The organism is Acinetobacter sp. NIPH 284 (assembly GCF_000369425.1).
In the GTDB taxonomy this organism is placed as follows: Bacteria; Pseudomonadota; Gammaproteobacteria; order Pseudomonadales; family Moraxellaceae; genus Acinetobacter.
Genome location: NZ_KB850010.1, coordinates 13,884 through 38,539 on the forward strand (window position 1 = coordinate 13,884; position 24,656 = coordinate 38,539).

Annotated in this window: 24 protein-coding genes; 13 read left to right on the forward strand and 11 right to left on the reverse strand. The window is 37.1% G+C overall.

Annotation, left to right across the window (positions count from 1 at the left end; all coding sequences use genetic code 11):
• The first annotated feature begins 309 nt into the window (after nucleotides 1-309).
• Together F908_RS03150 and F908_RS03155 are read left to right on the forward strand one after the other, a co-directional pair.
• Nucleotides 310-897: a DUF805 domain-containing protein gene (locus F908_RS03150; RefSeq protein ID WP_005157427.1), complete on the forward strand. Its 588-nt coding sequence runs from the start codon at nucleotides 310-312 to the stop codon at nucleotides 895-897.
• Nucleotides 898-951: 54 nt separating this feature from the next.
• The gene (locus tag F908_RS03155) at nucleotides 952-1,554 is read left to right on the forward strand and encodes a hypothetical protein (RefSeq protein ID WP_228127617.1); all 603 of its coding nucleotides are present in this window, start codon (nucleotides 952-954) and stop codon (nucleotides 1,552-1,554) included.
• A gap of 42 nt (nucleotides 1,555-1,596) precedes the next feature.
• Here F908_RS03155 and F908_RS03160 read toward each other — a convergent pair whose 3' ends face one another.
• From F908_RS03160 to F908_RS03185, 6 genes are all read right to left on the reverse strand, one after another.
• Nucleotides 1,597-2,082 carry a hypothetical protein gene (locus F908_RS03160; RefSeq protein ID WP_005157435.1) on the reverse strand — a complete coding sequence of 162 codons (486 nt, stop codon included), beginning with the start codon at nucleotides 2,080-2,082 and terminating at the stop codon, nucleotides 1,597-1,599.
• 81 nt (nucleotides 2,083-2,163) lie between these two features.
• Nucleotides 2,164-2,601, reverse strand: a complete 438-nt coding sequence (locus F908_RS03165) for a hypothetical protein (protein ID WP_005157447.1) — start codon at nucleotides 2,599-2,601, stop codon at nucleotides 2,164-2,166.
• A 20-nt stretch (nucleotides 2,602-2,621) separates the two neighbouring features.
• Complete coding sequence (locus F908_RS03170) at nucleotides 2,622-3,158, reverse strand: hypothetical protein (RefSeq protein ID WP_005157450.1); 537 nt, start codon at nucleotides 3,156-3,158, stop codon at nucleotides 2,622-2,624.
• A gap of 152 nt (nucleotides 3,159-3,310) precedes the next feature.
• Nucleotides 3,311-3,820: a hypothetical protein gene (locus tag F908_RS03175; RefSeq protein ID WP_005157453.1), complete on the reverse strand. Its 510-nt coding sequence runs from the start codon at nucleotides 3,818-3,820 to the stop codon at nucleotides 3,311-3,313.
• A 57-nt stretch (nucleotides 3,821-3,877) separates the two neighbouring features.
• Nucleotides 3,878-4,342 (reverse strand): hypothetical protein, encoded by a 465-nt coding sequence (locus F908_RS03180; RefSeq protein ID WP_005157454.1) that lies wholly within the window; start codon nucleotides 4,340-4,342, stop codon nucleotides 3,878-3,880.
• Between the two features lie 132 nt (nucleotides 4,343-4,474).
• On the reverse strand, nucleotides 4,475-5,368 hold the full coding sequence (locus tag F908_RS03185; protein WP_005157456.1) for a helix-turn-helix transcriptional regulator: 894 nt from the start codon (nucleotides 5,366-5,368) through the stop codon (nucleotides 4,475-4,477).
• Between the two features lie 220 nt (nucleotides 5,369-5,588).
• Between F908_RS03185 and F908_RS03190 the strand changes: the two genes are divergently transcribed.
• The 4 genes from F908_RS03190 to F908_RS03205 all read left to right on the forward strand — a co-directional run bounded on the left by F908_RS03190 (nucleotide 5,589) and on the right by F908_RS03205 (nucleotide 10,132).
• Nucleotides 5,589-5,780: a hypothetical protein gene (locus F908_RS03190; protein ID WP_005157458.1), complete on the forward strand. Its 192-nt coding sequence runs from the start codon at nucleotides 5,589-5,591 to the stop codon at nucleotides 5,778-5,780.
• Between the two features lie 195 nt (nucleotides 5,781-5,975).
• Nucleotides 5,976-6,587: an arginine repressor gene (locus F908_RS03195; protein ID WP_005157459.1), complete on the forward strand. Its 612-nt coding sequence runs from the start codon at nucleotides 5,976-5,978 to the stop codon at nucleotides 6,585-6,587.
• Nucleotides 6,588-6,751: 164 nt separating this feature from the next.
• Nucleotides 6,752-8,392: a dynamin family protein gene (locus F908_RS03200; RefSeq protein ID WP_005157460.1), complete on the forward strand. Its 1,641-nt coding sequence runs from the start codon at nucleotides 6,752-6,754 to the stop codon at nucleotides 8,390-8,392.
• Between the two features lie 90 nt (nucleotides 8,393-8,482).
• A complete protein-coding gene (locus F908_RS03205) occupies nucleotides 8,483-10,132 on the forward strand; it encodes a dynamin family protein (RefSeq protein ID WP_005157462.1) in 1,650 nt (549 codons plus the stop codon).
• 124 nt (nucleotides 10,133-10,256) lie between these two features.
• Here F908_RS03205 and F908_RS03210 read toward each other — a convergent pair whose 3' ends face one another.
• Nucleotides 10,257-13,586, reverse strand: a complete 3,330-nt coding sequence (locus tag F908_RS03210) for a dynamin family protein (RefSeq protein ID WP_005157465.1) — start codon at nucleotides 13,584-13,586, stop codon at nucleotides 10,257-10,259.
• A gap of 179 nt (nucleotides 13,587-13,765) precedes the next feature.
• Here F908_RS03210 and F908_RS03215 point away from each other — a divergent pair, with 179 nt between their 5' ends.
• From F908_RS03215 to F908_RS03245, 7 genes are all read left to right on the forward strand, one after another.
• Entirely contained in the window at nucleotides 13,766-15,862 is a 2,097-nt protein-coding gene (locus F908_RS03215; protein WP_005157467.1) for a dynamin family protein, read from the forward strand.
• Nucleotides 15,863-15,924: 62 nt separating this feature from the next.
• A complete protein-coding gene (locus tag F908_RS03220; RefSeq protein ID WP_005157469.1) occupies nucleotides 15,925-16,206 on the forward strand; it encodes a hypothetical protein in 282 nt (93 codons plus the stop codon).
• Nucleotides 16,207-16,315: 109 nt separating this feature from the next.
• The gene (locus F908_RS03225; RefSeq protein WP_005157484.1) at nucleotides 16,316-17,542 is read left to right on the forward strand and encodes an AAA family ATPase; all 1,227 of its coding nucleotides are present in this window, start codon (nucleotides 16,316-16,318) and stop codon (nucleotides 17,540-17,542) included.
• Between the two features lie 10 nt (nucleotides 17,543-17,552).
• Nucleotides 17,553-17,921, forward strand: a complete 369-nt coding sequence (locus tag F908_RS03230; protein WP_005157486.1) for a hypothetical protein — start codon at nucleotides 17,553-17,555, stop codon at nucleotides 17,919-17,921.
• Between the two features lie 14 nt (nucleotides 17,922-17,935).
• The gene (locus F908_RS03235) at nucleotides 17,936-19,378 is read left to right on the forward strand and encodes a vWA domain-containing protein (protein WP_005157489.1); all 1,443 of its coding nucleotides are present in this window, start codon (nucleotides 17,936-17,938) and stop codon (nucleotides 19,376-19,378) included.
• A 33-nt stretch (nucleotides 19,379-19,411) separates the two neighbouring features.
• Complete coding sequence (locus F908_RS03240; RefSeq protein ID WP_005157496.1) at nucleotides 19,412-20,074, forward strand: HEPN domain-containing protein; 663 nt, start codon at nucleotides 19,412-19,414, stop codon at nucleotides 20,072-20,074.
• 131 nt (nucleotides 20,075-20,205) lie between these two features.
• On the forward strand, nucleotides 20,206-20,898 hold the full coding sequence (locus F908_RS03245) for a hypothetical protein (protein WP_005157499.1): 693 nt from the start codon (nucleotides 20,206-20,208) through the stop codon (nucleotides 20,896-20,898).
• A 64-nt stretch (nucleotides 20,899-20,962) separates the two neighbouring features.
• On the opposite strand, the gene F908_RS03250 is transcribed toward F908_RS03245, so the two are convergent.
• The 4 genes from F908_RS03250 to F908_RS03265 form a co-directional block, all read right to left on the reverse strand.
• Entirely contained in the window at nucleotides 20,963-21,184 is a 222-nt protein-coding gene (locus tag F908_RS03250) for a helix-turn-helix transcriptional regulator (RefSeq protein ID WP_005157501.1), read from the reverse strand.
• 85 nt (nucleotides 21,185-21,269) lie between these two features.
• On the reverse strand, nucleotides 21,270-22,181 hold the full coding sequence (locus tag F908_RS03255) for a recombination directionality factor (protein WP_005157502.1): 912 nt from the start codon (nucleotides 22,179-22,181) through the stop codon (nucleotides 21,270-21,272).
• Nucleotides 22,182-22,445: 264 nt separating this feature from the next.
• Nucleotides 22,446-23,495: a YqaJ viral recombinase family nuclease gene (locus F908_RS03260; protein ID WP_005157504.1), complete on the reverse strand. Its 1,050-nt coding sequence runs from the start codon at nucleotides 23,493-23,495 to the stop codon at nucleotides 22,446-22,448.
• 119 nt (nucleotides 23,496-23,614) lie between these two features.
• Nucleotides 23,615-24,655, reverse strand: a complete 1,041-nt coding sequence (locus tag F908_RS03265; protein WP_005157506.1) for a DUF932 domain-containing protein — start codon at nucleotides 24,653-24,655, stop codon at nucleotides 23,615-23,617.
• Nucleotide 24,656 lies beyond the last annotated feature (1 nt).

The following is a 24,656-nucleotide window of genomic DNA, read 5'->3' on the forward strand; positions in this document are numbered from 1 at the left end:
ATTGAAGTCCAAAGAAAAGTATAAAACGTGAATAGTTTACCGAAATTTAATTATTTTTCAGCTACATTTGAAAGATAAAAGACATAGTTTGTCGTGCTTATTCTGGTTTTTCTCTTTGAACATCATATATGATCAATATCCAACCCATTTATAATCTTCCACCATGATTTAGTTGCAATGTGATAGAAAATTAACCATTAAAAAATACTTATTCATAAAATAATTGCTTAGGGACACCACCTGTCCATCAATCATTGCAATATAGCTTCACAAAACAACAAAACAGACTTGTTTAACGTGGAGCAAAATATGAAAGGTACAATTTTAGATTTTTCAATTCAAACCAATACTGGGGTAATTTCAGGCGATGATGCTGTTCGATATCATTTTTTAGGCAGCGAATGGAAAGAATCAGCTTTACCACAACGTGGTATGAAAGTCGATTTTGATACTAATCATTTAAATCAAGCAATTGCTATATATAAAGCTTTAGGAACAAATACCTCATCCACGTTAAGCACCTCTTATTCAGAAAAACCTGAAGAAATTTTTAATCTTTTTGACTGGTTTATGAAGTGCCTAAAAAACTATGCCAATTTTAATGGTCGAGCAAGACCTAAAGAGTTTTGGTTTTTTTATCTAGGCTTCGTTATTTGTAATATTCTTTCAATGGTCATTGATGCAATTCTAGGAACAGAGATTGTATTTTATGCCATCACAACGCTAGCATTAACTATTCCTTTTCTAGCCGTTTCTGCTCGTAGACTACATGACACAAACCGTTCTGGATGGTGGTATCTGATTAGTCTTACGATTATTGGAATCATTCCTTTAATTATTTGGTGGGCGCAATCAGGAGACAGCCATAATAATCAATACGGTGAACCTACTCTATAACTTTTATGCCTACATAATTCTCCAGTTATGTAGGCTTTTTTAATGGAATCCTATATGAAACCCTTTATTTTTACGCTTATGCTACTCAGTAGTGCAACTCTATTAAATGCATGTGACAATATTAAAAAAGTTCTGCCGCAAGCTGAAAATGAGAAATCTGAACAATCTATTCAACCCCAAGCTGAAGAAAAGATTATTCAAAATAAACCTACTCTTCAAGGCATTGAAACTTTGGTTGACAATAAAATTGCTGAATCGATTAAATTCTTAAATGAAGAATCCCGACGTTCTGCTACAGATGACGATTATTTTAAATATGCATTAAACGCAAAAAATATTATTAAGTCCGATCTTAATCAGGATGGAAAAACTGATTACATTGTTGAGGCTAGTTTCTGTGAGGAAACAAACTGCCATTCAACAACTATGACCTATGAAATTTTTATTTTTACTACTGACCAACAAGATCAGATCAATTTTATAACTGATCTCAATCTAGGCTTGGATGCCAAAGTCACTAACATCAGTAAAGATGGAATTATTACGATTGAAAATCACGAATACGCAGATGATGATCCATCTTGCTGCCCATCAATTGTGAATACTCAATCTTACGCACTGGTTGGCAAGAAACTAGCTTTACTTGCTAATCCATAATTTTAAAAAGAGGAAATGCCAATATTGACATTTTCTCTTTTATTATCTTTTAAATGTCCAGTTACCTAAATTTGTATTAATTTGAATTTCAATGATTTTATCCAAGTTACAGTTATTGATATAGCCTCGATAGGTATGACCAAAGCTTAAAGTGACAGGCATTTTAATTGAATTATCAATTGCACTACACTGTCCCCGATTGAGAATCACTTTTTCAATCACCACTTGATCTGTTGTCGATTGAACATCAATCATACCTAAACCATATTCAGCCCATGCAGGATTTAATTGTAAGTCGATTCGTACAGGTGCTTCTTCGGGAATTTGAGGTGCTTCCATTTCCTCTACACTTTCATTTTCATAACGGGTTAAGCCGTCTGCACTATATTGATCATCGGTATCATTAACAGGCTGTGTTTCCTGAATCACTTCAGCCTTTTCAGTGGAATCTACATTTGTCTTATTGTTTGAGGCATCCTGACACCCAGCGACAAGCAACAGACTCCCGATAAGATAGTATAATCTCATTGGATCACCATTTATTTTAAAAAATTCAGGCTCTTATTCCGAGAAAATGAAATAAGAACCTAGAGAAAGATAAAACCAAGATTACATTTCAGGACGAAGTTTGATGCCCTGAATTTTACTGGTTATTTTTTTATTAGCGGCACATTCAACTGTGGCAAGTAATTTGTCGTTATTGGAAACTTCAACACCAGCCGTATATTCCTGAGACATTTTGTCCAGACTATCATTGACCCGATATATGGTTTTTCCATTCGGGATATTAATCGCATAATTCTCATAGCGTCCAAATCCTTCCCATTGATAAGTGGTGACTTTATCCCGAGGAACTGTGATTGCCAACTCTGGTGCAGCACTTGCCTTACCAAATGAATAACTGATGGTATTGCCTGCATCACAGACCTGAATCACTTTGTTATTGGTCGTTGTGCAGTTAAATACCGTTTTGCTCTGGCTTGGGCAAGCTGCAAATAATGAATGACTACAGACAGCAACGGCAAGTCCGATGATTAATTTTTTCATTTTCGAGTCCTTTAAGTTGCTTATTGATCGTGGCAATATTTTTGTTCACCAAATGGTTCATCATCGCCCAAGCTGAGTGCTGATACTTTTTGGCTTTTTAATTGTTTGGTGGTTATGTCCCCACCCCAAGTATTAAAAATCAGATTGATTGAACCCTCTGGACCACTTCTCACCACATAGTCTGCAATTGCACCCTCACCCCAGCCCTCATGGTAGCAACCGTACTTGAGTTTTTTCTCAATGCTATTGATGCTTTCTTTATTAAGGAAAATCTTAATGCCATCTGTATATAAATAATCAGTAGATACATTTCCGCTTAATGTTGCATTGCTTAAGCCATATTGATCAAAACGAGCTGCAACTTTATTGCCACTTTTTAATTTCCAGATAATCAACCCTGCTGCTTTCTCTGAAGGTTTGCCTAGTTTGCTTGTAACCGTTTTTAATGAATCACCCACTGTAAGCTTCACCCCATTTGCAGAAATAAAGTCATCTGCAAAAACAGATGTAGTTGTAGCAAGTAAACTTGCCAGTAAAATAGATTTTGATAATTTCATTGAATAGGCCCTTTATTGGATTATCATTTTGATAAGGCTTTATTATTGAATATGGAGTGGACAGGTTGTGTCCTTTTATAAAAAAAGAAATAACGAATTTTATTTCATTACTTCTTTTTAAAATAAACATATACCCAATCTAAAATCAACATTTAAAGTAGCTGCAAATTTTTAACTTTTTTCTGATCAGCTTTTCTTTGCTGCTGTTTCTCATATCTAGTATAAATTTCTTTTGAATAAGCTAAAATACGATCAACCCATTCACCATTATAGAAACAATGAACTATCTCTTTTTCTTGCCATTTACCACGCTTATATTCTCTTGAAGCTTCAAAAAGTACATCTCTATTTAGAGTGATTTTGAGTATTACTACTCCCCAATCAGTAGCATCATCATTATAATCAAGCAGCCTATGACCACGTTCTATATAATCAAAACTATAAGAATAACGAAACGTATATTCTTCCCATGTTCGTGAAGCAGAATTACCCAAATATGCTTTTTTATAGAGTTTTTGAGGGTTAATTTGACCATCTGTAAAAATCAAAGCTAAAGCATCAAAAATCTCCAATTTTCTTGCTTCTTCAGCTTCAATTTCAACCCCTACCTCAGCTTTAGCTCTTGCTTTAGCCTTATCTTTAGCCAACATTTTTTCAAACATATGCAATCTCGTAAATTTAAACTATTAATAAATCCAAAAAATTCTATTTTGGTGTATTTAAAAATCTATTTCCAAAAATGGTTTTAGCGCTTCATTTCTTTCTTGTTGTATTTTATCTAGTTGCTGTTTTTCATATTTAGCTCTAACTTCTTTAGAGTAAGTTATAAAACGATCAACCCATGAACCCATACGAAAAACTTTTATTGATGTTTCATTATCCCCATCTTCATCTTCTTCTTTAGTGGCAGAATAGATTACTGAATCTTCGCCTAATTTTATTTCTATATCAACACCACCATACCTATTATTACCCAGTATGCTATAACTCACTTTAATAGTACAAGTTTCCCAATTTTTTAGTGAATCTTCAATTTCCCATCCAATATCTCGAATCCAATCAACACTAGGAGTATCACTCAACTCACCATCTGTTACTATCAACATGGCAGCCTCGAAAATTCCTAGTCCCCTAGCCTTTCTTTCAGCTGCCAATTTCGCTTTTTCAATTTCCTGATCTGACATATTTTAAACCCCAAAACATAATTTAAAGAATAAAATCCTCACCATTCATCATGAAATCATCAAACTCTTTTTCATTTTTAAATGGTAAGGATTTTCCTAAGTATTGATATAACCTTTTATACCCCAGATTAATCAATAAATTCCTAAATACTCCTTTAGCCTTAACTCCATTTCATCCTGCAAGCCCTCTGGGCTAACAATTTTTAAATGAGGAATCCAATAGCGTACCAACGGCAAAATCTGGGTATGGTGCGTAATTCGGCTGGACAGTAATAAGCCACCATCATCCAGTTTTTTGATGACTTGTTGCTCAGGCAAAAGTGGTCTTTGCTGAAAATGCAAAGCGACATCAGCATGAACCGTTAAGATAATTTCCTGCTTCTCTTGACCAAACCAAATACTTTCTTCATCTTCTAATTGAGTCAAAATTGTGGCATCAGGTTTAAAACCTAAAAGTTCATGAGGGTGTGGCGATAATTCAATCCGACTTAAACGATAGGCACGCAATACACCTTTACGCACTGCTGCCAAATACCAACAGCCATGATGATGGACCAACTTATAAGGCTCAACGACCCGAGGTTCACCTTTATAAAGAAAGCCTATTTGTTGGTGGTTACGAATCGCTTCACCAAATACTTCAAATAAGGTCTTAAACTGTGAAGCATCTTCTACAAAATAACCTTTGGCATCATAAACACGACTATCCAGAAGCTCACGTATAAATGAAACATCAAGATTTGGATATAAATGACGAATCCCAGATATACGAGCAAAAGACTGAATATCTTTTAGTTTTAACTTACCTAAGTAGGTCGAGTCTAAATAAAAATATTTGCCCTCTTTCTGTATAGGCAAATTACAGCTTTCCAACCTTACTAAATCACGTCGAATGGTTTTTGGGTGGGCATCATAGCTTTCTGCAAGCATATTGATGGTTAATTTTTCCCCTGAGTTTAGCCTTGTAAGAATATCAATCAAACGATTGGCTAAAGTCTCATTTTTATTTTGCGTATCCTTTTGCATGAGAACCTGCGATTTTTATTTCTAACGTTACAGCAATTATTCATTTCTCAAGGGACAGGTTGTGTCCATTTAACGATACTTATTTAATCAAAATACATTTTTCTATTTTGGTAAAAAATTAAATATATCATAAATATGCGTGATGACAAGAAGTATCTATAAAGACGAAATGCTTGCCTTACAGGACTAGCTTAAAAGCCAGCGTAAGTCACAAAATCTCATGATGCACAATCTTGTTACACGTATGGCACGACCTCATTCATTTATATATAAAGTTGAACAAGGCGAACGCCGTTTAGATGTCATTGAATATATTTGGTACTGTACTGCCCTCGGTGTTGATCCTCATGCTGGTATAGATGCTGTACTAAAAAACTCATCCTCATCTGCTGAACCAGCCTCCGAAGATTAATAATCTGTCATCCTATCTTGCCACAGGGACAGGTTGTGTCCCTTTTTTCAAAAAATAATTTATTTTTTACACGCTAATTATTATAAAAGAAAACAATCAATTAAGTACGTCAAACTACGACCTACTATATATTTTATCCTCTTAATTTTCCTAAAAAAGACGATTACACTTGGCAAAAAATTACTTGAGTACATCATGAGTCAAGAATCATCGAAAGTTATCAGCCGACAATGGAAAATTATTCAATTTTTATTGGATAGCAAATATGTGAGTACCGCAGATATAGAAACTCATTTAAGAAATCAAGGAATTGATGCTACGCAGCGTACTATACAGCGTGACTTAAATTTACTGGAAAAGTTATTTCCTCTGGAATGTCGTCGTGACTGTATGCCGTATAGCTGGCGTTGGAAACGGATTGAGACCACAGTCAAGGGACTCAGCATTACTCAAGCACTTATTTTACGGTTAGTCGATGAGGAACTCAGTGATCTTTTGCCCGAGCATACGCTTGCCGAACTAGCCCCTTTATTGCAAAAGGCAAAATTAATTACATCCAATGCAACAATGTCCAATAACGATACCAGTCTTTCAGACATATTTAATCGACCTCGTGGTGGTGGATACGGTATGGTTGAACCCTCTATCATTGGTGAACTTATTCATGGTATTGGTAATAAAGTGTCAGAAATTTATCGGGATACTTTTAATATTGATGAAAGAGAGACTCGCAAGGTGCTTCAAGAGTTGGTAACAATACTGGAACAGTATGAAATGCCCGAACTGGCACAAGCACTGAAAGAATAGTACAGATTTCAGGTAATTGAATATTTTTATCAAACCAGTGCGTCAAACTAAGACTGACTCCTTTTGGTTCAGTCTTTTTTTAAATGATTTATCTCCTATAATCATCACTAGATTAAAAATCAATTCGTTATAAATAGTTATACCTATACAATCAGGGGTTTAAGATGTTTCAACAGCAACAAACACTCATTCAGGATTTACCAAAAATTCAAAACCTGTATGAAAAATACCAGCTTGATAGCAACAAATTTCAAGAACTGACAAAAAATAGTCAGAACTTTAAAGTCCGCATTCCTTTGATTGGTGCATTTAGTGCAGGAAAATCTTCATTAATTAATGCGTTACTGGCTCAAAAACTATTAGCGGTTGAAATAGACCCAGCCAGTAATTTGGCAACAGAAATCAGTTTTGCAGAAACAGATCAAATTTTAGGGTTTAAAGATAATCAGTTTGTTAAGGAATTATCCTTTGAACAATTAAAATCTCAAGATTTTGACGATTTGGGGGCAAATGGTCATGTTGAGGTCAAACTGAATAATCCACTACTCCAGTCTTTACCCCATTTATGTTTAGCAGACTTGCCAGGATTGGACTCTAAATCAGAGGCACATAGTCAGGCAATTCATCATTATCTCGGACGTAGTCTTGCCTACTGCATTATGGTGAGTTCTGAGGAGGGTACACTCAAGGAAAGTATTAAAAATTTTCTTGCAGAATTAGCCCTACATCAAGCGCCTGTACTGGTCATTATTTCTAAAAGTGACAAACGTTCTGCCGAAGATATAGAAGCAATCAAACAACAGGTTAAACAACAGGTGCAAGCAATCCTACCACCCGATAACTACCTGAATGTGGTCGCTGCTTCCCGTAAACAGTTTGATACGGTTATCGTTGCTTTACAGGAATTGGAACAACGTAGTGAACAACGTTTTAAAGAAACGGTGGTCAAGCAATCCATAGATACGATTGCGACTTTGCAACAACATATTGAAGTTTTGAATAATCAGGACAACCTTGATCTCGAAAGTTTGAAGTTAAAACAAACTGAGATGCAGGAGGAAATGCAGCACTTCCAACAAAAATTAAAGCAAGAGCATCAACAGATTAACAGCCGTTTTAATGATGTATTGTCACAGATTACTCAACATATCCGTAGTCGTTTAACAGGTGAAACTGATAGTTTCGCTAATAGTGTGCTTCATCAAGGTAGCGACATTCAACAACAGATTACCTACTCTGTGCGTATTGGCATGACCGAGGGTATGGAGCGTTACTTTAAACCGTTGGTGGAAAAATATTTACATCGTATTGAATCAGAATTACCTGAACAACTTAAAATCAATCAAAATTTTAATTTTGAAGCTTCTGACAATGATGGATTGAATACAACAATCTTGACTGGTGCAGCAACTCTACTCCCTATCGTGCTAAGAAGCTTCCCTTATGCTGCGGTGATTATTCCAATTATTACCACAATTTTAGGAAAATTTATTTCTGATAGCCAGAAAGAACAGCAACGGGCTGAACAACGTGAGCAAGCTCGCTCTTATGTGCAAGCAACCCTCATTCCACAAGTTATGGGACAAGTAGAATTAAATTTGCGTCAAATTTTAACGGCACAGTTACAACAGGTTGAACAAAATGTGCAGCAGCAAATTGATGAAAAATATCAACAGGCTCAACTTGCCTTAGCTCAATTGGCGCAACAACTACAACAAGGTGAAGCTGAACAGGAACAACAACGTGCTATCTATCAACAGGACCTCACAACGCTGAATCAGGTTCTTCAAGCACTGAATCCTTAATTTTTAACCAGCAGATCTTATTTATATTTTTGCAGTATCAATAAGATCTGTCAGACAACACATCATAAAATCAATAGATTGGACTTTAAAATGTCAAATATACATACCGATGTTCAAAACAGATACCAACAGCTTAAGCAATACTTTAAACAGAATATTACCCAATTTAAAACCCATTTACCTCTGGATCAGGCAAATCAATTGGGGCTGGATTTTCAGCATGAGTTAGACCATTTCTATAAACTCTGTGTATCACCTCAGCTCAACAATCGTTTTATTATTGGTATTGGTGGCGCATTTAGTGCAGGCAAATCCAGTTTTCTCAACGGGCTATTGGGACAGAAACTACTGAGCGTGGAAATTGATCCAACCACTTCTATTCCAACTTATTTGGTACAAGGCACAGACAATCGGATTACTGCAATTCTAAAGTCAGGAGAAAACCAAACGCTCTCAACCGAGCAATTTAAAAATTTAACCCATCATGCTGAGCAGGATGATAGGGCTTTAATCAACAGTATTGATTTAATTATTGTAGAACAAGCTCATTTTCCTTGGCAAAATTTATCTTTCCTCGATACGCCAGGCTATAGTAATACTGAAAGCTCTGAGCAAGGAAATTGTGATGCCCACATCGCCAAAGTTCAACTCAATGATGCACAACGGATTATTTGGCTGATTTCTGCGGATCAAGGTGTCATTTCTGAAAGTGACCTACAATTTCTAAAAACACTAAAAGCCGATATTCCCAAACTGATTATTATTAGCCGTGCTGATAAAAAGACTGAAATTGATTTAGAACTGATTCAATCTGTGACGGCCCAAACACTCACTCAACACGACATTCAAGTGGAAGCCGTACTCACCTATTCTGCTCGACAGTCTCAAGGCTTTGATCGTTCTCTTTTAAATCAATATTTAGAAGACTGGAATGCTCAGCCACAGATTTTATCGGTACTAGATAATTTTGTTGAATATTTTGCAGAAATTAAAACCCATCTTTCTGAACTGCATCATCAGGTGGATTTGGATAGTTTCCAGAAAAATTTATTTGAACAAATTTACCAATTAGCACAACTGGCAAATGTCGATATTGAAACACAATGGCAACATTATTTAGCGCAACAGTTTGCGATTGAACAGCAACGTCAGGAAGCACTTGCCCAATATCAGGCCGAACTTGAACGAGAAGCCCAAGCAATTGCTGATGAACAGGAACGTCAACGCCAAGCCCTTGAAATGCAGAAAGCACAGGATTTATTGGCACGAGCTGAACAAATTAGAAACCAAGCTCAAGCTGTACAACCTACTCGTCGTTCATTGGAAAGTATTTTAGAAAGTTATGAAGATGAAATTAGTCGCCCAAGTGCAGGCAGCTATTTGATTGATGATATTTACGGTGTGCGTAAAAAGGTTGATAAAGCCATCAAAGCTTATGCTTTTGAGGGTGATGGTGAGTACGGTAAGTATAATGATGATCCACTGGTTTTAGTGGATACCACCACCATTTTTAAAAATGCTGAAAATGGTCTATTCCTTACCCATAGTGAACTGTATTGCAAAGACATGCTTGGAAAGCGTTTTGTGACTCGGCTCAATCAAATCCGTAGCATTCGTTTTGATCGGGATGAGTCTAAGCTCTATGTCAATGGTGATGAACGTCTTTATGTTCCTCAAGATAATCTTAAAAAACCAATGATGGCTTTGGCTAAGGCGGTTAAGGAGTATTTGGATCAGTAGTACCAAAATCAATCTTATATCTCAGTTTAATAGATAAAATATACTTTTAAATATATTGCATTAAAGCTTAATTAGTATCACTAAAAGAGCCTTATCTTATAAAAAGATAAGGCTTTAAATCAATTCAAGACTCTAAAATAGCTCTTCTACTCAAAATAGAGCAATTTATATTTTCATAAAGAATTTCATTAATATAGTTATCAGACTTACTTAGTAATATATTTTGAACTTTTTCTATTACATTTACATTTGATGCCAGATTAGAGTGCAAATCATCATTTAATACTAATTTTTCTTGCAAATTAGGGTGTAAACATCTATTAGATGCTAAGTTATTTAGTATGATTCTAGAATCATAATCAGAACAGTCAAAATTGGATAAAATTTCTTGAACATTGATATGCAAATTCTCATTCCTAGCCAAATAATATATTATATCTTTACTTCCAATTTCTATTATTTTTATCTGAGCATCAATCGAAAGTCCTTTATTCTCAGCCAATGTCTTAACTACAGATTCATCACTATCATTTACAAGGATTAACTGAACATTATTTGTAATTGACGTATTACTAGCTAAACTTTCTCTTACTGAGGCTTCTTCATCTCTTGCTAAAGTAAGTTGCACTCTTTCTATTAGATTAGTATTTTTAGCTAAACTTCTTCTGAACCAAGAGTTGGAGTGATTTACAAATTTTAACTGTAAAATTTCAATTAATGATGGGTTTTCCAACATACATCTAACAAGTGTTTCATTATTTTCTTCAACTATAGAATTTTGAATATTTTCATTTAAAATAGAATTTTCAACCATTATTTTTTTAACATAAAAATCTTCTTCATTTAATATAATACTTTGACCAAAATGATCAATATTTTTATTATTTATTATAATATCAAATGAGAAGCTCAAGAAATTACTTAGAGTAGACAAATACTCTTTAACTTCCATCTTCACACTTTTATTTCTTATTAGATTTACTCTAACCTTATTACAATCAACATGAGCCAATCTAGAATAAATCTCATCAAATAATTTTTCATTTAATGAAATTCTATCTAAATACTCTCCATTATCTATCAATAAATTTTGTACTTTTTTAGTTAAATTACTATTATCTACTATATTATCAATATCCCAACTATTTATAAATTTAATTTGTATATCTTCATCTAAATTTGGATACTTACCCAAACTACATCGAGTCATAAAACCTTTATCAAAGAACTTTTGCTGTAGTTCAGATGAGAACTTTATTCTCCCATCAAACAATCTATCATCAGCATATAACAGACTATCTTTTTCCATTAATTTATATAATGCTAAGCCCGTCAAATTTCTATTATCTGTTAAACTATATTTAATGGAATCAATCCAACTATCTCCTATTAATTCAACTAATTTTAGCTGTATTTCCTCATCTATAGTCGGATTTGAGGCTAAAGAACCTCTAATGCTTTCATCATAACTATCAATTAAAGCTAACTGTATCTTCTTAGATATCCACCAATTTTCAGCAAGATTTTGTTTATCCCAATCATCTCCTTCCTGAACTATAGAAAAATGTTTACTTTCTTGATTAACTCTAAAATTTGAACTTACAGATAATAATCTATTTTTCACTTGATCATGTAAACTATCATTCAATAATAATTGATTTCTAACTCTCTCATTTTCATCGCTACTTAATATAGTTTGAACCTCTTCTATTTTTGTTAATTTTGCCAAACTAGCCCTAATACTCACATTGTCATTTTTTGTCAGAATAACTTGGGCTTCCATACAAAGATTTTTAACACCTAGTAGTGTTTTTGCCAAATAAAAACTATTTAGAGAATAATATGCTATATTTAATAAATCTTCATCATCTAGTTCTTTATTCTTTAACAACTCATATAAAATAATTTTATCCTCCTCTTTAGAAAGATATTTTTTTACCAATTTACCTATATTTTTACCAACCAACATTAACTTCTCACTAGAAGAAAGCATATTATAATGATTTAATAGATTTTTTTCATTAAAATATATTTCACCACGTGAAAATATATTTATAATTTTTTCTGTAGACAAGCTTCCCACAGGTTTAGATAAAGCCCTTTCAAGTACTATTTGAGGACAATTTTGATGCTTATATATTATATCTAATATATCATTATCTAAACTTTCAGCATAACTCTGTAATATTTCAGCTGAACAATTTGGATCTTGCAATAGTGTTTCAATATCAATCAACTGTTCCTTATATCCCGTTATTGAATTTGCAAGCTGATTCATTTTCTTAAAAAACTGACTTTGTAGCTCTTCAAGTTTTTTAGCTAAATCACTCCATTCCTTGTTACTATCTTTTTCAATATATTGTAGTTTTTCAGTAATTTGTGTTTGTTCCGTATGATCAGATAAAAATAATAACTTATTTATTTGTTCCAATTTAGTTTTAGCTTGTTGTTGTTTATTCTGTACAAATTGACTATAACCCACAAACTGCCGTTTAAAATTTTGAGCAAAGCTTAAACATTTTTTCTGTTCATTCCATTTCTCCAAAAAACTCACTACAGGCTGAACTGGATAATCATTTTTCTTCCGTGCAGATACAGGAACTACATCCAGCACATTAACTCCTCGTTCTGCTGTTGTTTGTTTTATCAAAGCCGCAATTTTGGCAATATCTTCAGGTGTTTTCGCATCAGCACGGCTGACCACAACCAGCTTTGGAATATCCGCATTTAAAGTTGCCAAAAACTTTAAATCATCTTCGGAAATCGTCCCTTGTGTTGCTGATACCACCCAAATGATAAAGTTAGACAAATTAAGTTGTGAACGTGCCACAGATTCATCTGTTCGCTCACTCCACTGTTCACTATCAGGTTTGCTATACCCTGGGGTATCAAGCAAGGCGATATTTTTCCAAGTAAAATCTGGATCACTGACAAAAGCTGAACGCAATAGCCCTGCAATCTGACTACCATATTTTATTTTTTCTTCGTGGGTCAGACTGGCAAATTCATCCTGAGATAAAATTACACGACGGCGAAATAAATTAAGTGCCGTAATCTGTTCCTGTTCACCATACAACAAATAAGTCGGTAAAGAAGTTGTTGGATCAATCTCTACCACTAAACGCTTTTTCCCTAAAAGCGTATTAATTAAACTGGATTTTCCTGCACTGAATGCGCCACCAACACCTACCACAACTTTTTGAGCCAAGTCTGGAAATTCACAAAACTCCCTAAAATGTTCTAATTCCAGATTGAGACTTTTTAAAATATCGGCAAAATGATCAGGGCTACCTGAACGAGCCAGTTCAGGCAAATCATGATTAATGATTTTGTCCAATACATCCAGATCGGCTGCAAGTTGTAAACGTTGCCCCTCCTGTTCAACATGTGACTGACTGGCGCGGCACAATAAATCATAACGCTGTGCGATATCAAAGTCTTCTTGGTATGACATTCTCTTGTCCTGAAATTTTATTATGTGTTGATCATATACAATCGAAATTCAATATAAAACAATCTATGAAAATTACTACGTCAAACTATGACTTAGACCGATGAAATGACTCTATTTTTTTATAAGAATTCAGGTAGACTCCATGAAATAGTTTATTTCATCATAAAAAAGAGTGTCTTATGACCATTCAGCAACACCTAGAAAAATTGAACCAACTTTCTGAGCAATTACAACCTTGGCAGGGACGTTTTAATGAAATTCAGGATATTCTAAGCCTAAAAAAACCGTTATTAGAACAGGTCGAGCGTTTTAATCAGGAAGAGCAAACACTGAATATTGCGATTATGGGGCAGGTCAAGGCAGGTAAAAGTAGCTTTTTAAATGCTCTCCTTTTTAATGGCAAACCCGTTCTGCCTACAGCAGCCACACCTAAAACAGCAAACCTAACACGCATTTCCTACGGTGAAAAACCTGTACTGGAAGTTGAATACTACACAGCAGAGGAATGGCAAGACCTTGAGCAACTGGCACAACAACAAGGCGATTATGACCAAATTAAAGTAGCAAAAGAACTGACCACGATGGTGAAGCAAAGTGGTCTGGATGTTACTCAGGTATTGCAGCAACAAAAACAACTGATTGAAGCCAATTCTTTAGATGAGCTGATGCAGGTTCTGGACACCTATGCAGGCAACAGTGGTCAATATACCCCTTTGGTCAAAATGACACGCCTGTATTTACCTAATGAAGAATTGAAAGGCTTTGACATTATTGATACGCCAGGAATGAACGATCCTGTACTCAGCCGTACTGAAAAGACCAAAGAAGAAATGAAACGCTGTGATGTAGTGTTTTTTCTTTCTCGTGCTAGTCAGTTTTTAGATCAATCTGATATTGAATTACTCTCAAGCCAACTCCCTCAAGGTGGCGTACAGAAAATGGTTTTAGTGGCTGCACAATATGACTCTGTGATTATTGATGATGGTTTTAACCGTGATTCGTTAGCAGAATGTGAAACCAATGTTCAAAAACGTGTCAATCGTCGTGCGGAAACTGAACTTGGAAAACTTGCTGAACAACGTGAACAGGCAGGTCGCCCACAAGTTGCCGAATTATTACGCTCACTGACCAAACCTATTCTATCCAGTACCTTTGCCTATGGTTTTTCACATTGGGAACAATCTCAATGGGATAACGCCATGCAGCATACTTATAAGGAATTACAAAGTTTAGGGGAAGAATGGGGTGATTACCAATTTACTCAAGCAGACTGGGAAAGAATTGGTAACTTTAAAACGCTTAGCCAAGAATATGAACAGGCTCGCCAGAATAAAGTCCAACTTTTAGAACAGAAGAAACAAGAACTTTTGCCCAAAGCTCAGGAAAATTTAACAGATAAAGTACAAGCGTTGACTGCAATGATTGATCAACGTATCCATACCTTGAACACGCAAGATATTCAGCAACTGGAACAGCAGCAAAAGAAATGTGAACAACAGATTCAGCGCATTTCAGGGAAGCTGGAAAATCTGATTAATCAACAAATTAATAAACTGCAAAGCACGACTCAAGATATTACCCGTGACTTGCAAAAAGGGATTCAACAATATAGTCAGATCACCACACATACGGGGACAGAGACAGAAGAACGCTCGTATGAAGTCAGTACCTCAAAATGGTATAAGCCTTGGACTTGGGGTAATACTGAAACACGTTATCGTAGCTATACCACAACCTATGAATATCTGAATGCTTCCGATGCAGTGGAACAAATTAGCCAATATGCCCGTGATTGCAAGGTCGATATTCAATATCACTTTAATGATTTAGTTCGCCCAAGCCAATTAAAACTGGATTTACGCAAGGCATTGGTGGATGAACTCAATACATCCAGTCAGGATTTTGATCCTAAACAATTTAAAAATACGCTGGATCGTGTCATCAATCAGCTAGATTTACCTGAGCTAAATTTGGATATCGGCAATCCAAGTGAGCTGATTAGCCGTAATTTTAGCGGTCAGGTTCGTTCAAGTAGTGATATTCAGCAACTTAAACAACAACTTAATCAATCATTGCAGAAAATTTTTGAAATGTTATCGCAACGGTTTAAAACATCTTCTCAGGATTTACAGCACAGCTTAGAACAAACTCGTGATTCTTTACTGCAAACCCTAATTGCAGGACTTGAACAAGAGTTACAACAGGTTCGTCAGGACTTTGCTGAAAAACAAAAAACCTTAGAAGAATATCAACAGCTTAAAAAAATCCTAGCTTAAAACCACATAGGTGTACAGATTTTTGTACACCTTTTTTTTATACAGATTTGGGGGAATTCGATATGGAAATGATTAAACGTCTGTTCTTTAAACATCTTGTTTTTAGCCAAAGTAACATTAAAAAAGTCATTCTGCTTATTTTGATTAATGGGCTGGGTATTGTCACGATGATTGGTTTACCAGTTGCCTTGATTATTGATGTACTGTTTGTGTTTTATAATCTTCAACGTGTTTATCAACATCGGGCGACCATTAAAAAGGGCTGGAATTTTATTACTCTGCTCAATCGTTTGGCATTGGGGCTCATTGTTTTAGTCGGACTCGGTATATTCTTTGGCTCATAAGTTGATGATTTCATCACGTCAAACTATGACTTGGTCATAGTTTTAATCACTATCTTTTTATCAAACCTAAACTTACACTCTATGTATAATTTATATTGCGTATAACACCATGAACCAAAAGCAATTATTTGAAAAAATTCAGCGTATTCAACAACAGTTGATGCAAGGCTTAATTGAGCGTGAGCAAACCATTAAACTTGCCTTTCTTGCAACATTATCAGGTGAACACATTTTATTGATTGGCCCGCCTGGCACAGGCAAAAGTATGGTGGCTCGTCGCATCCATCTCATGTTTAAGCAAACACCCTATTTTGAGCGTTTACTGACTCGCTTTTCTGTACCTGAAGAATTGTTTGGTCCTCTTTCCATTAAAGCCCTGGAGCAAGATCAATACACCCGTTTAACACAAGGTTATTTACCACGGGCATCTATTGCCTTTTTAGATGAAATTTTTAAAGCCAATAGTGCCATTTTAAATGCCCTGCTCACCTTATTAAATGAACGTGAATTTGATAATGGAATTATTCGGGAAAAAGCGCCTCTACTTTCTGTGGTAGGTGCAAGTAATGAACTTCCTGAAAGTGAAGAATTGAGTGCCTTATTTGACCGCTTCTTGTTTCGACAATATGTTGCCCCTGTCAGTCGGCAAGGTTTTAAACAACTCCTGACTTTAAAAAATAATGATCAGGATTTAAATGTCGAACAGCTTAGTCTTGAAGAAGTACAATTTATTCAAAACAATGCCAATCACATTGAGCTATCTGCCGAAGTAGTCAATTTTCTGGTTGAGTTAAGAAAATGGTGCCATGAAAATCAGATTCAGGTCTCTGATCGTCGTTGGCGTAAGATTGTTCATATGCTAAAAGTTTCTGCCTTTACCAATGGTCAAAGTACGGTTTCAATTTGGGATTGCTGGCTGGTGCAACATTGTATTTGGGAAAAACCTGAACAGGTTGAATTGGTTGCAGAAATGTATGAGCAGTATTGCGGTAAGGCTGTGATTAATGTTGATAATCTGGTCAAAGTGGTTGAAGTTTTAGAGAAAGAGGTTGGTAAGTTACCGAAATCCACACAATCAAATACTCAAGTAGATATTCATGAATTAAAAGTCCCTAAAACAATTAAAGCAGGTGTGATTAATAGATGGTTTAAAGCCGAAAATGTTTTATGCAATCAAGATGAAATCCTTTGTGAACTTCGTATAGGTTTTGAAACTACTGGTTTTAAGACCGAAGTTATTCGTGCGCCTACAAATGGAAAAATAACCAAGAAATTCAAGACTGAAACTCATCTTATCCAAAATGATGAAATTATTGGCGAATTTTTAACACAATAGGAGAAATAGCATGGGTTGGTTTACACAATTTGGTAATATTAATTCTTCCGCCATTGCATCAGCTACACAACAACCTAAACCACAAGAAAAACCAAAATCTGTTCAGCCTAAACCTGAACCTAAAAAATCTACACCTACACCCCACTGGTATAAACAAAAATCCGAAGAAGTTGAAAATCATCTCAAGCACATTGCCTTAATGAAATTACAACTCACCAAAAACTTAAAAGATTTACAAAGTCAGAATGGTGGACATTTATGGATTGATACCGATTTTATTGAGCCTGCAACTGAAACTTTACAAGCAAGTCTTACACAGATTCAAGATTTGGAAAATCGCTTGCAAGTTTTGAAATTGACATATCAAGATCATTTATAAGTTTAAGGATTGTGATGATGGCTAAAACCATTGCTGCCGATTACCTCGAAGACCAATATGCATTTTTGGATGACTGCCCACAGGAGCTATTAGAGCATGTCATTTGTTCAACAGTGGGTACTTTGGAGCAGCGTAGCCGTACCATGCAGCAATGGTATAAATACCTCATGGCTGGAGAACTACCACCAAAACCTGATTGGCTACCCGCTTATATTTCAGAGAACGTTGAAAAACAACTCAAGCAGGCAGATGTTGCTCGTTTTATGAAAGATCAGCATGAATTAACAGTACAGCTTTTACAGGATGTCATACAAACATGGCATCTGGTTCAATATGAATATCAACAACAACTTGCAGAATGGCAAGAACAGCAACGAGAAAAATTTAAAAACCTGAAACGTATCAATCAGCCGATTAATGATGCTGAATTTACAGATCAATTTGATTTTTCGGGTGAGCTTGTGATCAATGAAGCCTGGAATGACAAAGTTAAGGCTTGGAAAAAACTGGACGATGTGTTTGGCGATCTAGGCAATATGCTGGGTCGGGATGTCGATCTGACCAAAGGCATTTTAAAACATCAAAATTGGCGACATATCGAACGCCTGCAAGAATTACTTAAACGTATCAGTGAATTTAAGAAGATTGTGGATTCGTTGGGTCGCCTACAAGAAAGTATTGCTAATGATGAAGTACTCGAAAGTTTTTTTGAAAGTATTTCCCGTGTCGTTGAAGAAATACAGAAAAAAGTCGTTCATTATATTCCTGAAGAAATGTCAGGAATTGAACGTAGCGGCAATATTGCCCGTATGCTACCACAGGAAGCCTTATTTCTCGGACATCCACAATTAAAGATGCTATGGCATGCACGCCGTTATGAACAAGCCCTACTCAGCTATCGGGTACAAGGCACAGAGATTAGTAAAACTTGGGCAGAAATCAATGAACAAGTTGAAGTCCAAAAACCTCGCCCACGTTTTGATCGAGGACCTATTTTAGTGGTGTTGGATACTTCTGGCTCAATGAGTGGCGAACCTGAACTGGTCGCAAAAGCCCTCACCCTACAGGCAGCCAAAACTGCCCATGCTGAAAAACGCCCCTGCTATTTATTTGCCTTTAGTGGCACTGGTAATAAAATTGAGCATGAACTCAAACTCAATAAGGCAGGTATTCAAGGACTACTTGAGTTTTTAGGCTTTAGCTTTCATGGTGGAAATGATATTGATACCATCGAACATGCCATTCGAAGACTTGATCAGGAACAATGGAAAAAAGCAGATGTCATGATTGTCAGTGATGGACAATGGTCAGCTTCTCCCCATATCCGAACGATAGTCGAAAAATCCAAAAAAGATGGAACACGTTATCATGGTATTCAGGTTGGACATGCTGGTGGTGGCTTAGAGCAGCTCTGTAATTCCATCCATCATTTTGCCAGTTGGAGTAAACTACGTTAGACTAAAACAGACTTTAAAATGGAAATAAAAATCATGCTATTACAGGAAATCCAGCACCAATTTAAACAGAGCAAAGAACAGTTTAATGAAGATTTCCGTTTACGCATTCATCGTTCCCTCAGTTGGTTACAACAAGCTGAACAAGCACAACAGGCGCAGGATTTTGATTCTCAATTTATCTTTTTATGGATTGCCTTTAATGCAGCGTATGCCAAGGATTTAGGCGCAGGTATTCGTAGTGTAGATAAAGGACTATTCGTACAATTTATTTATCGGATTTGCCATTTAGATCAACAGCACCATATTTATGATTCGGTGTGGAATACCTTTTCAGGCAGTATCCGTATTATTCTGAACAATAAATTTACGTTTCAGCAATTTTGGGATTATCACAATGGATTAATTACAGAAACTGAATGGCTAGAAAGTTTTGAACGTAATAAACAAAAAGCCCTAAATGCACTCAGCCAAAAAGATACGCCTGAAATTTTGGTCGCTGTTTTTAATCACCTCTATACTTTGCGTAACCAGATTATTCACGGTGGTGCGACATTCAACAGTACTGTCAATCGTAGTCAGCTTAAAGATGCCTGCACCATTCTGTTTACAATTATCCCTGAAATGCTACAGGTCATGCTGAATCATCCCAATGACAAAACTTGGGGTAAACCCTTTTACCCTGTGGTTAAATCCTAAAAAATATTGATTTAATTGATTAAACACTGCGACAAACTATGACCTAGTCAAAACTTGGCTGGGTTTTTCTGCCCCCAAAATTTGATAAGCTCAATCATGTTTTCTACTAACATTTTCATTGAGCTAATTTCATGCAAACACAAAATAACTCATTACTCCAGATGATTCACATTTATTCCAATATTGATCTTCATCTCGAATTCTTTGATCCAACAACAGAGAAATTACGCCCTTTTTCTATTATTCAGAAATCATTATCTGAACTGCCATTTTCCGATGTAAATAAAGTTGCCGTTATCATTGTAGATGATTTGGCAGAATTAACCGCAATTCCGATTGGCTGTGAACATAGCATCGTGATTACAGCCAAAAATAATCTAACACCTTTACCTGAGCATTTATCTAATACCATTATTTATCAGCAAGCATCCAATGAAAACCATCAGCAGGCATTGGAAAAGGTTTTTAATGCATTGATTAAAACCTATTTCTCACCAGAATTATTTCTCGAACCAGCAGATCTTTACCAGTCGGATGCTTTTGAAAAAGGACAACGCTATATCAATATTCATTCGTTACAAGAACAGCAGTTAATGAATGAAAATGTGAAACCGTTATTTAGCCCGATTGGGAAAGACGGTACGGTGATACTCAATTTCAATCTGCACCAATCTTCATTCTCACTTGATAAGATTCAGGATTTAACTGAGATCATTATTGAACACTTAGGGGAAAAGTTTGATGGGGAAATTTTTTATAGCTGTAATGCCACATCCAAGCCAGAGCAATCAGATTTGATTTATCTAAGTTATTTGTCAGCTTAAATACTCTATGAACTTCCTCAACCCAATCTATTTAAGACAAAAAAATAAGGGGATCATTTTCCCCTTACTCTTCTCGCTGAGCGATTTTTAACTCCAGCCAATCGTTGATTTCCTTTGACAACCAACCAATCCGATTTTTTGTCAAATGGAGAGGTTTCGGAAAACTTGGGTCGTAGTAATCAGATTTGGGATTAATGAGAGCGTAGATGGTTGAACGACTTAAAGCCGTAATTCCAATCACAGCAGTGATATTAAGAACCTGATATTGATATTCAATAGTTGACATGATGTTATTACTCCCAGTTTGTGATCGAGAGGTGTTTCTCTCAATACAAACCCGAGTTCTGTATTTTTCTGCTAATGGCCTTGACCTAATTTACAGCCCTTACACTTTGCTGAAGCCCCTGTTTTATGCCTGTGACATCATCCATTCTATGATGAACGGACGCTGCGTCAGGCTGTACCTCAACCGCATTTTGCTGATCACTATAAAACTCCTCCACAATATCCAGCCCCTCATCACCACCCACCTCAAAGCTGGCATTGCCATAGCCTTGCCGTGCCACAAAATCCAGTGCCTCCTGATAAAATCCTGCTGCCTTGCTTTGTTGGTCAATCTGCTTGGCTGAAACAATCGCATCCTGTAAATTCACACCGTCACGTAAAGTTAAATCCACGTAGTAAATCGGAGTACGATAGCTTTGCGTGGTGCTTTTACCTCGTAAAGTCAGTTGCAAAGGCAAGCATGACAGTAGATTACCCGATGCCGCATGGTAGTAACTCAGCCGTGCTGCCAATGTCCGAATACTGTTAAAACCTGTGGTTCTAAAAATGAATGTACCAAACTCATCCGACTCATCCAGATTGGCATACAGCCTGCCATAAGGTTTACACAGCCCACCCTGTGCCAATGGACAGAGATCAGGCGACGGACAAGGATGTTGCTCAACGCCGTTCTGTCCGAGTCGCTGGCAGGTTTCCCCATTGCCTGAGCAAATTAAACGTCCAGTCTGTCGATCAAATAAACTGTACTCTGCCCGAAGATTGAGTTCAGGCTCATTAAAGATCATCCGTACAGGAATGGTACGGAGTTTTCCATTTTGTGCCTTTTCCCGAAGCTGCTCATCCAGTGGATGTTTAACCCAACCATCTTTATTTTGAATCTGGCTGGTAATAGTAAACTGGTCATCCTTTTCAGGCAGTCGCTTGCCATTCTTTTCAACGATCTTGCCAATACTGATACGTCCCAATACAGGTGGGGTAATTGCTAAACCTTTAATCATGGTGATTATCCTTTATTGCATTTGTTTACGGATTCCCCAAATCCATTGAAGGCACTGTCTCCTACACCATATTGCTAACCCTCCTGAAAGAAACGACTTCCAATCACAGGTCATGGGAGAAAACATTGTGCGAACATAAAAAAATGCAAAGCTGCTCCACCACCCTTTCTTCATCACTGGAGAAAGGGCAAACGGGGGTGGCTTTGCACAAATTTAAAATTTGGGAAAATAAAATTGTTTGATGTGGTAGGTGAAGACAACTATTTATACCGTTGCAGAATAAATATTAAACCGTCTGCTGCCCTGACGGGGTTGTGGATACTGTTGCAGGAGTTCAGGCTGTGCCTGTAATAATGCCTTTTGATCCAGTACCACACTGTCCTTGGATTTTTTCCATGTCACTGTGCCTTGAGTGAATATGGCTTTTTCGGCATCTTTCATTAACGCCTGAATCCGATGCTTGAGATAGTCATACTTGGTCTGGTGCTGTGCCAGTTGTTGTTCCTCATGCAACAGATCTGTAAACAGTTGATCGACACCCTCTAAGGTAGAGAAATCAACGGTCTGCAAAGGGATGTGTTGTGGGTAAAGCAATTGCAGGGCTTTGGCGGCTGATTCACTGGCATCGACACTGGGTGGTGTGTCACTTTCCACACAGTTCCAGAATATCCGTTCAGAAGCCATGATTCGGCTGATCACAATCTCATTGCGTTCAACCTTAAAAATCTTGGCTTCATGCCCACAGATTAAGGCACAGATATGGGCTGCCTGTTTGCCTGTCACTGCCAATTGGTGCTGTACCTGAATAATCACGTATAAAGGTACACCATCACGCCACAGTTTGGTTCCCCATTCCCCCACAGATTTACATTCCAATATCTGCACTTCATCACAGCCTACAACGGCATAGTCCAGATTGGCTAACATAAAGTGTTTGTCGGGATCAGGATGCTGTAACACTGCATTGACCTTACGCACTTTATGACCTGTCTTGTGTTGGTAATAATTGGCAATTAAAGGTTCAAGCTGATTGCCCCAATACAAAGGCGAATAACTGTTTTGGGTGGGTTGATCAGGCTGGTTCTGCATCCGACCTGTTTTAATCATCCACAGCTCCAACATGCTCATGTGAGGATTAAGTCCACAGGCTGCTGCGGCATCACTGCTACCGATGCCTTGTTTGCGTACCTGTAGCCATTGTTCACGGCTCATGCCTTTGGTTTTAACAAGGCGTTTGGCACGACTGGGATTCGGTTTAGCTAACGGTAAATGTGGTATGGATTTTCTGCTTTGTGGTTCAACGATATGGTTCATGAGATACTCCATGTCTGTAAAAATTAAAATTGCGGCATAAAAAAGCCACATCAGGGCGATGTGGCAAAAGGGAGTTTTGGGTAGAGGGAAATAGACGGTATAAAAAATGCCTATACTGCTTAGGACACCATTCTTAACGCCTGTTCCAGACCTCGCTGTTTCATGGCTGCACCCGTACCAAACCATGCTGAATCCAGTCGGTGATCGGTACTCATGGCTCGACGTTCGTGATCGACAAACTCTGTGATGCTACACAGCAAGCCATAGGCTGTCCCTTGGGCTGAACTGAGTTCTGCACCCCGTCCCTGACCATTAAACATATCCATGACTTTAGACATAGCTCGTCCATTCGGTTCAGTTTTATTGGTTGCAGCGTTTTGGGCTTCATTTGCCACATTGCGGTAGAACTGGATAATGTTGTCATCCTGTTCAGCAATGCTTAGACTGGTATTATTAAACACCGCATCAAAGTAAGCAGCTGCTTCCTGTTGGGTGACTTTACGCTGACTCAGTTGCTTCATTTCATACATGTGTTCATCCCATGCACGAATGGAAATACCGAGTTGCTGTTTGACCTTTTCTGCATCAAAGCGAGTGCTATGTGGAACTTTCACTACGCCTGCACTGGTACTGCGATTGCGTAAGGCGATTGCCAAGGTGTTGTTACATACAACCCGAATGGAAGTGAACTGTGCTGTCGTGGCAAGTGTGCCATCACATGCAGTTGCCAGTAGAATATAGCCATTGCTAACATCTTTACCCTTGAGTGCGGTAGTCTGTCCTGTACGTGCCAATGCCCAGAACTTTTTACCACCTTTGAGTACCCCTGCGGTTTCCAGTTCAAAGCCTGATTGTTCCGTAAGGTCACGATAGAACTCCAGAATTTCTTTGGGTTGAACTTCCTGAAAGCGTTGGCTGACTACTGATAAAGGTGCATGGGTATCAGAACGATACAAGACACGCTGTTCTTCATAAGGCAGGATGATGCTTTGTCCCCGATCATTCTTTGCCATGTAACTGACATTGGATGATTCAATACGCCAATCCATGCCTGCCTGCTGTGCCCAGACTTCAATGGGTTGATCCTGTGTAAGGTGATTACCCAGACCATGCCACGGGGTTTCACCGACATACGCCATTTGTTCAAGTTGATGTGCCATG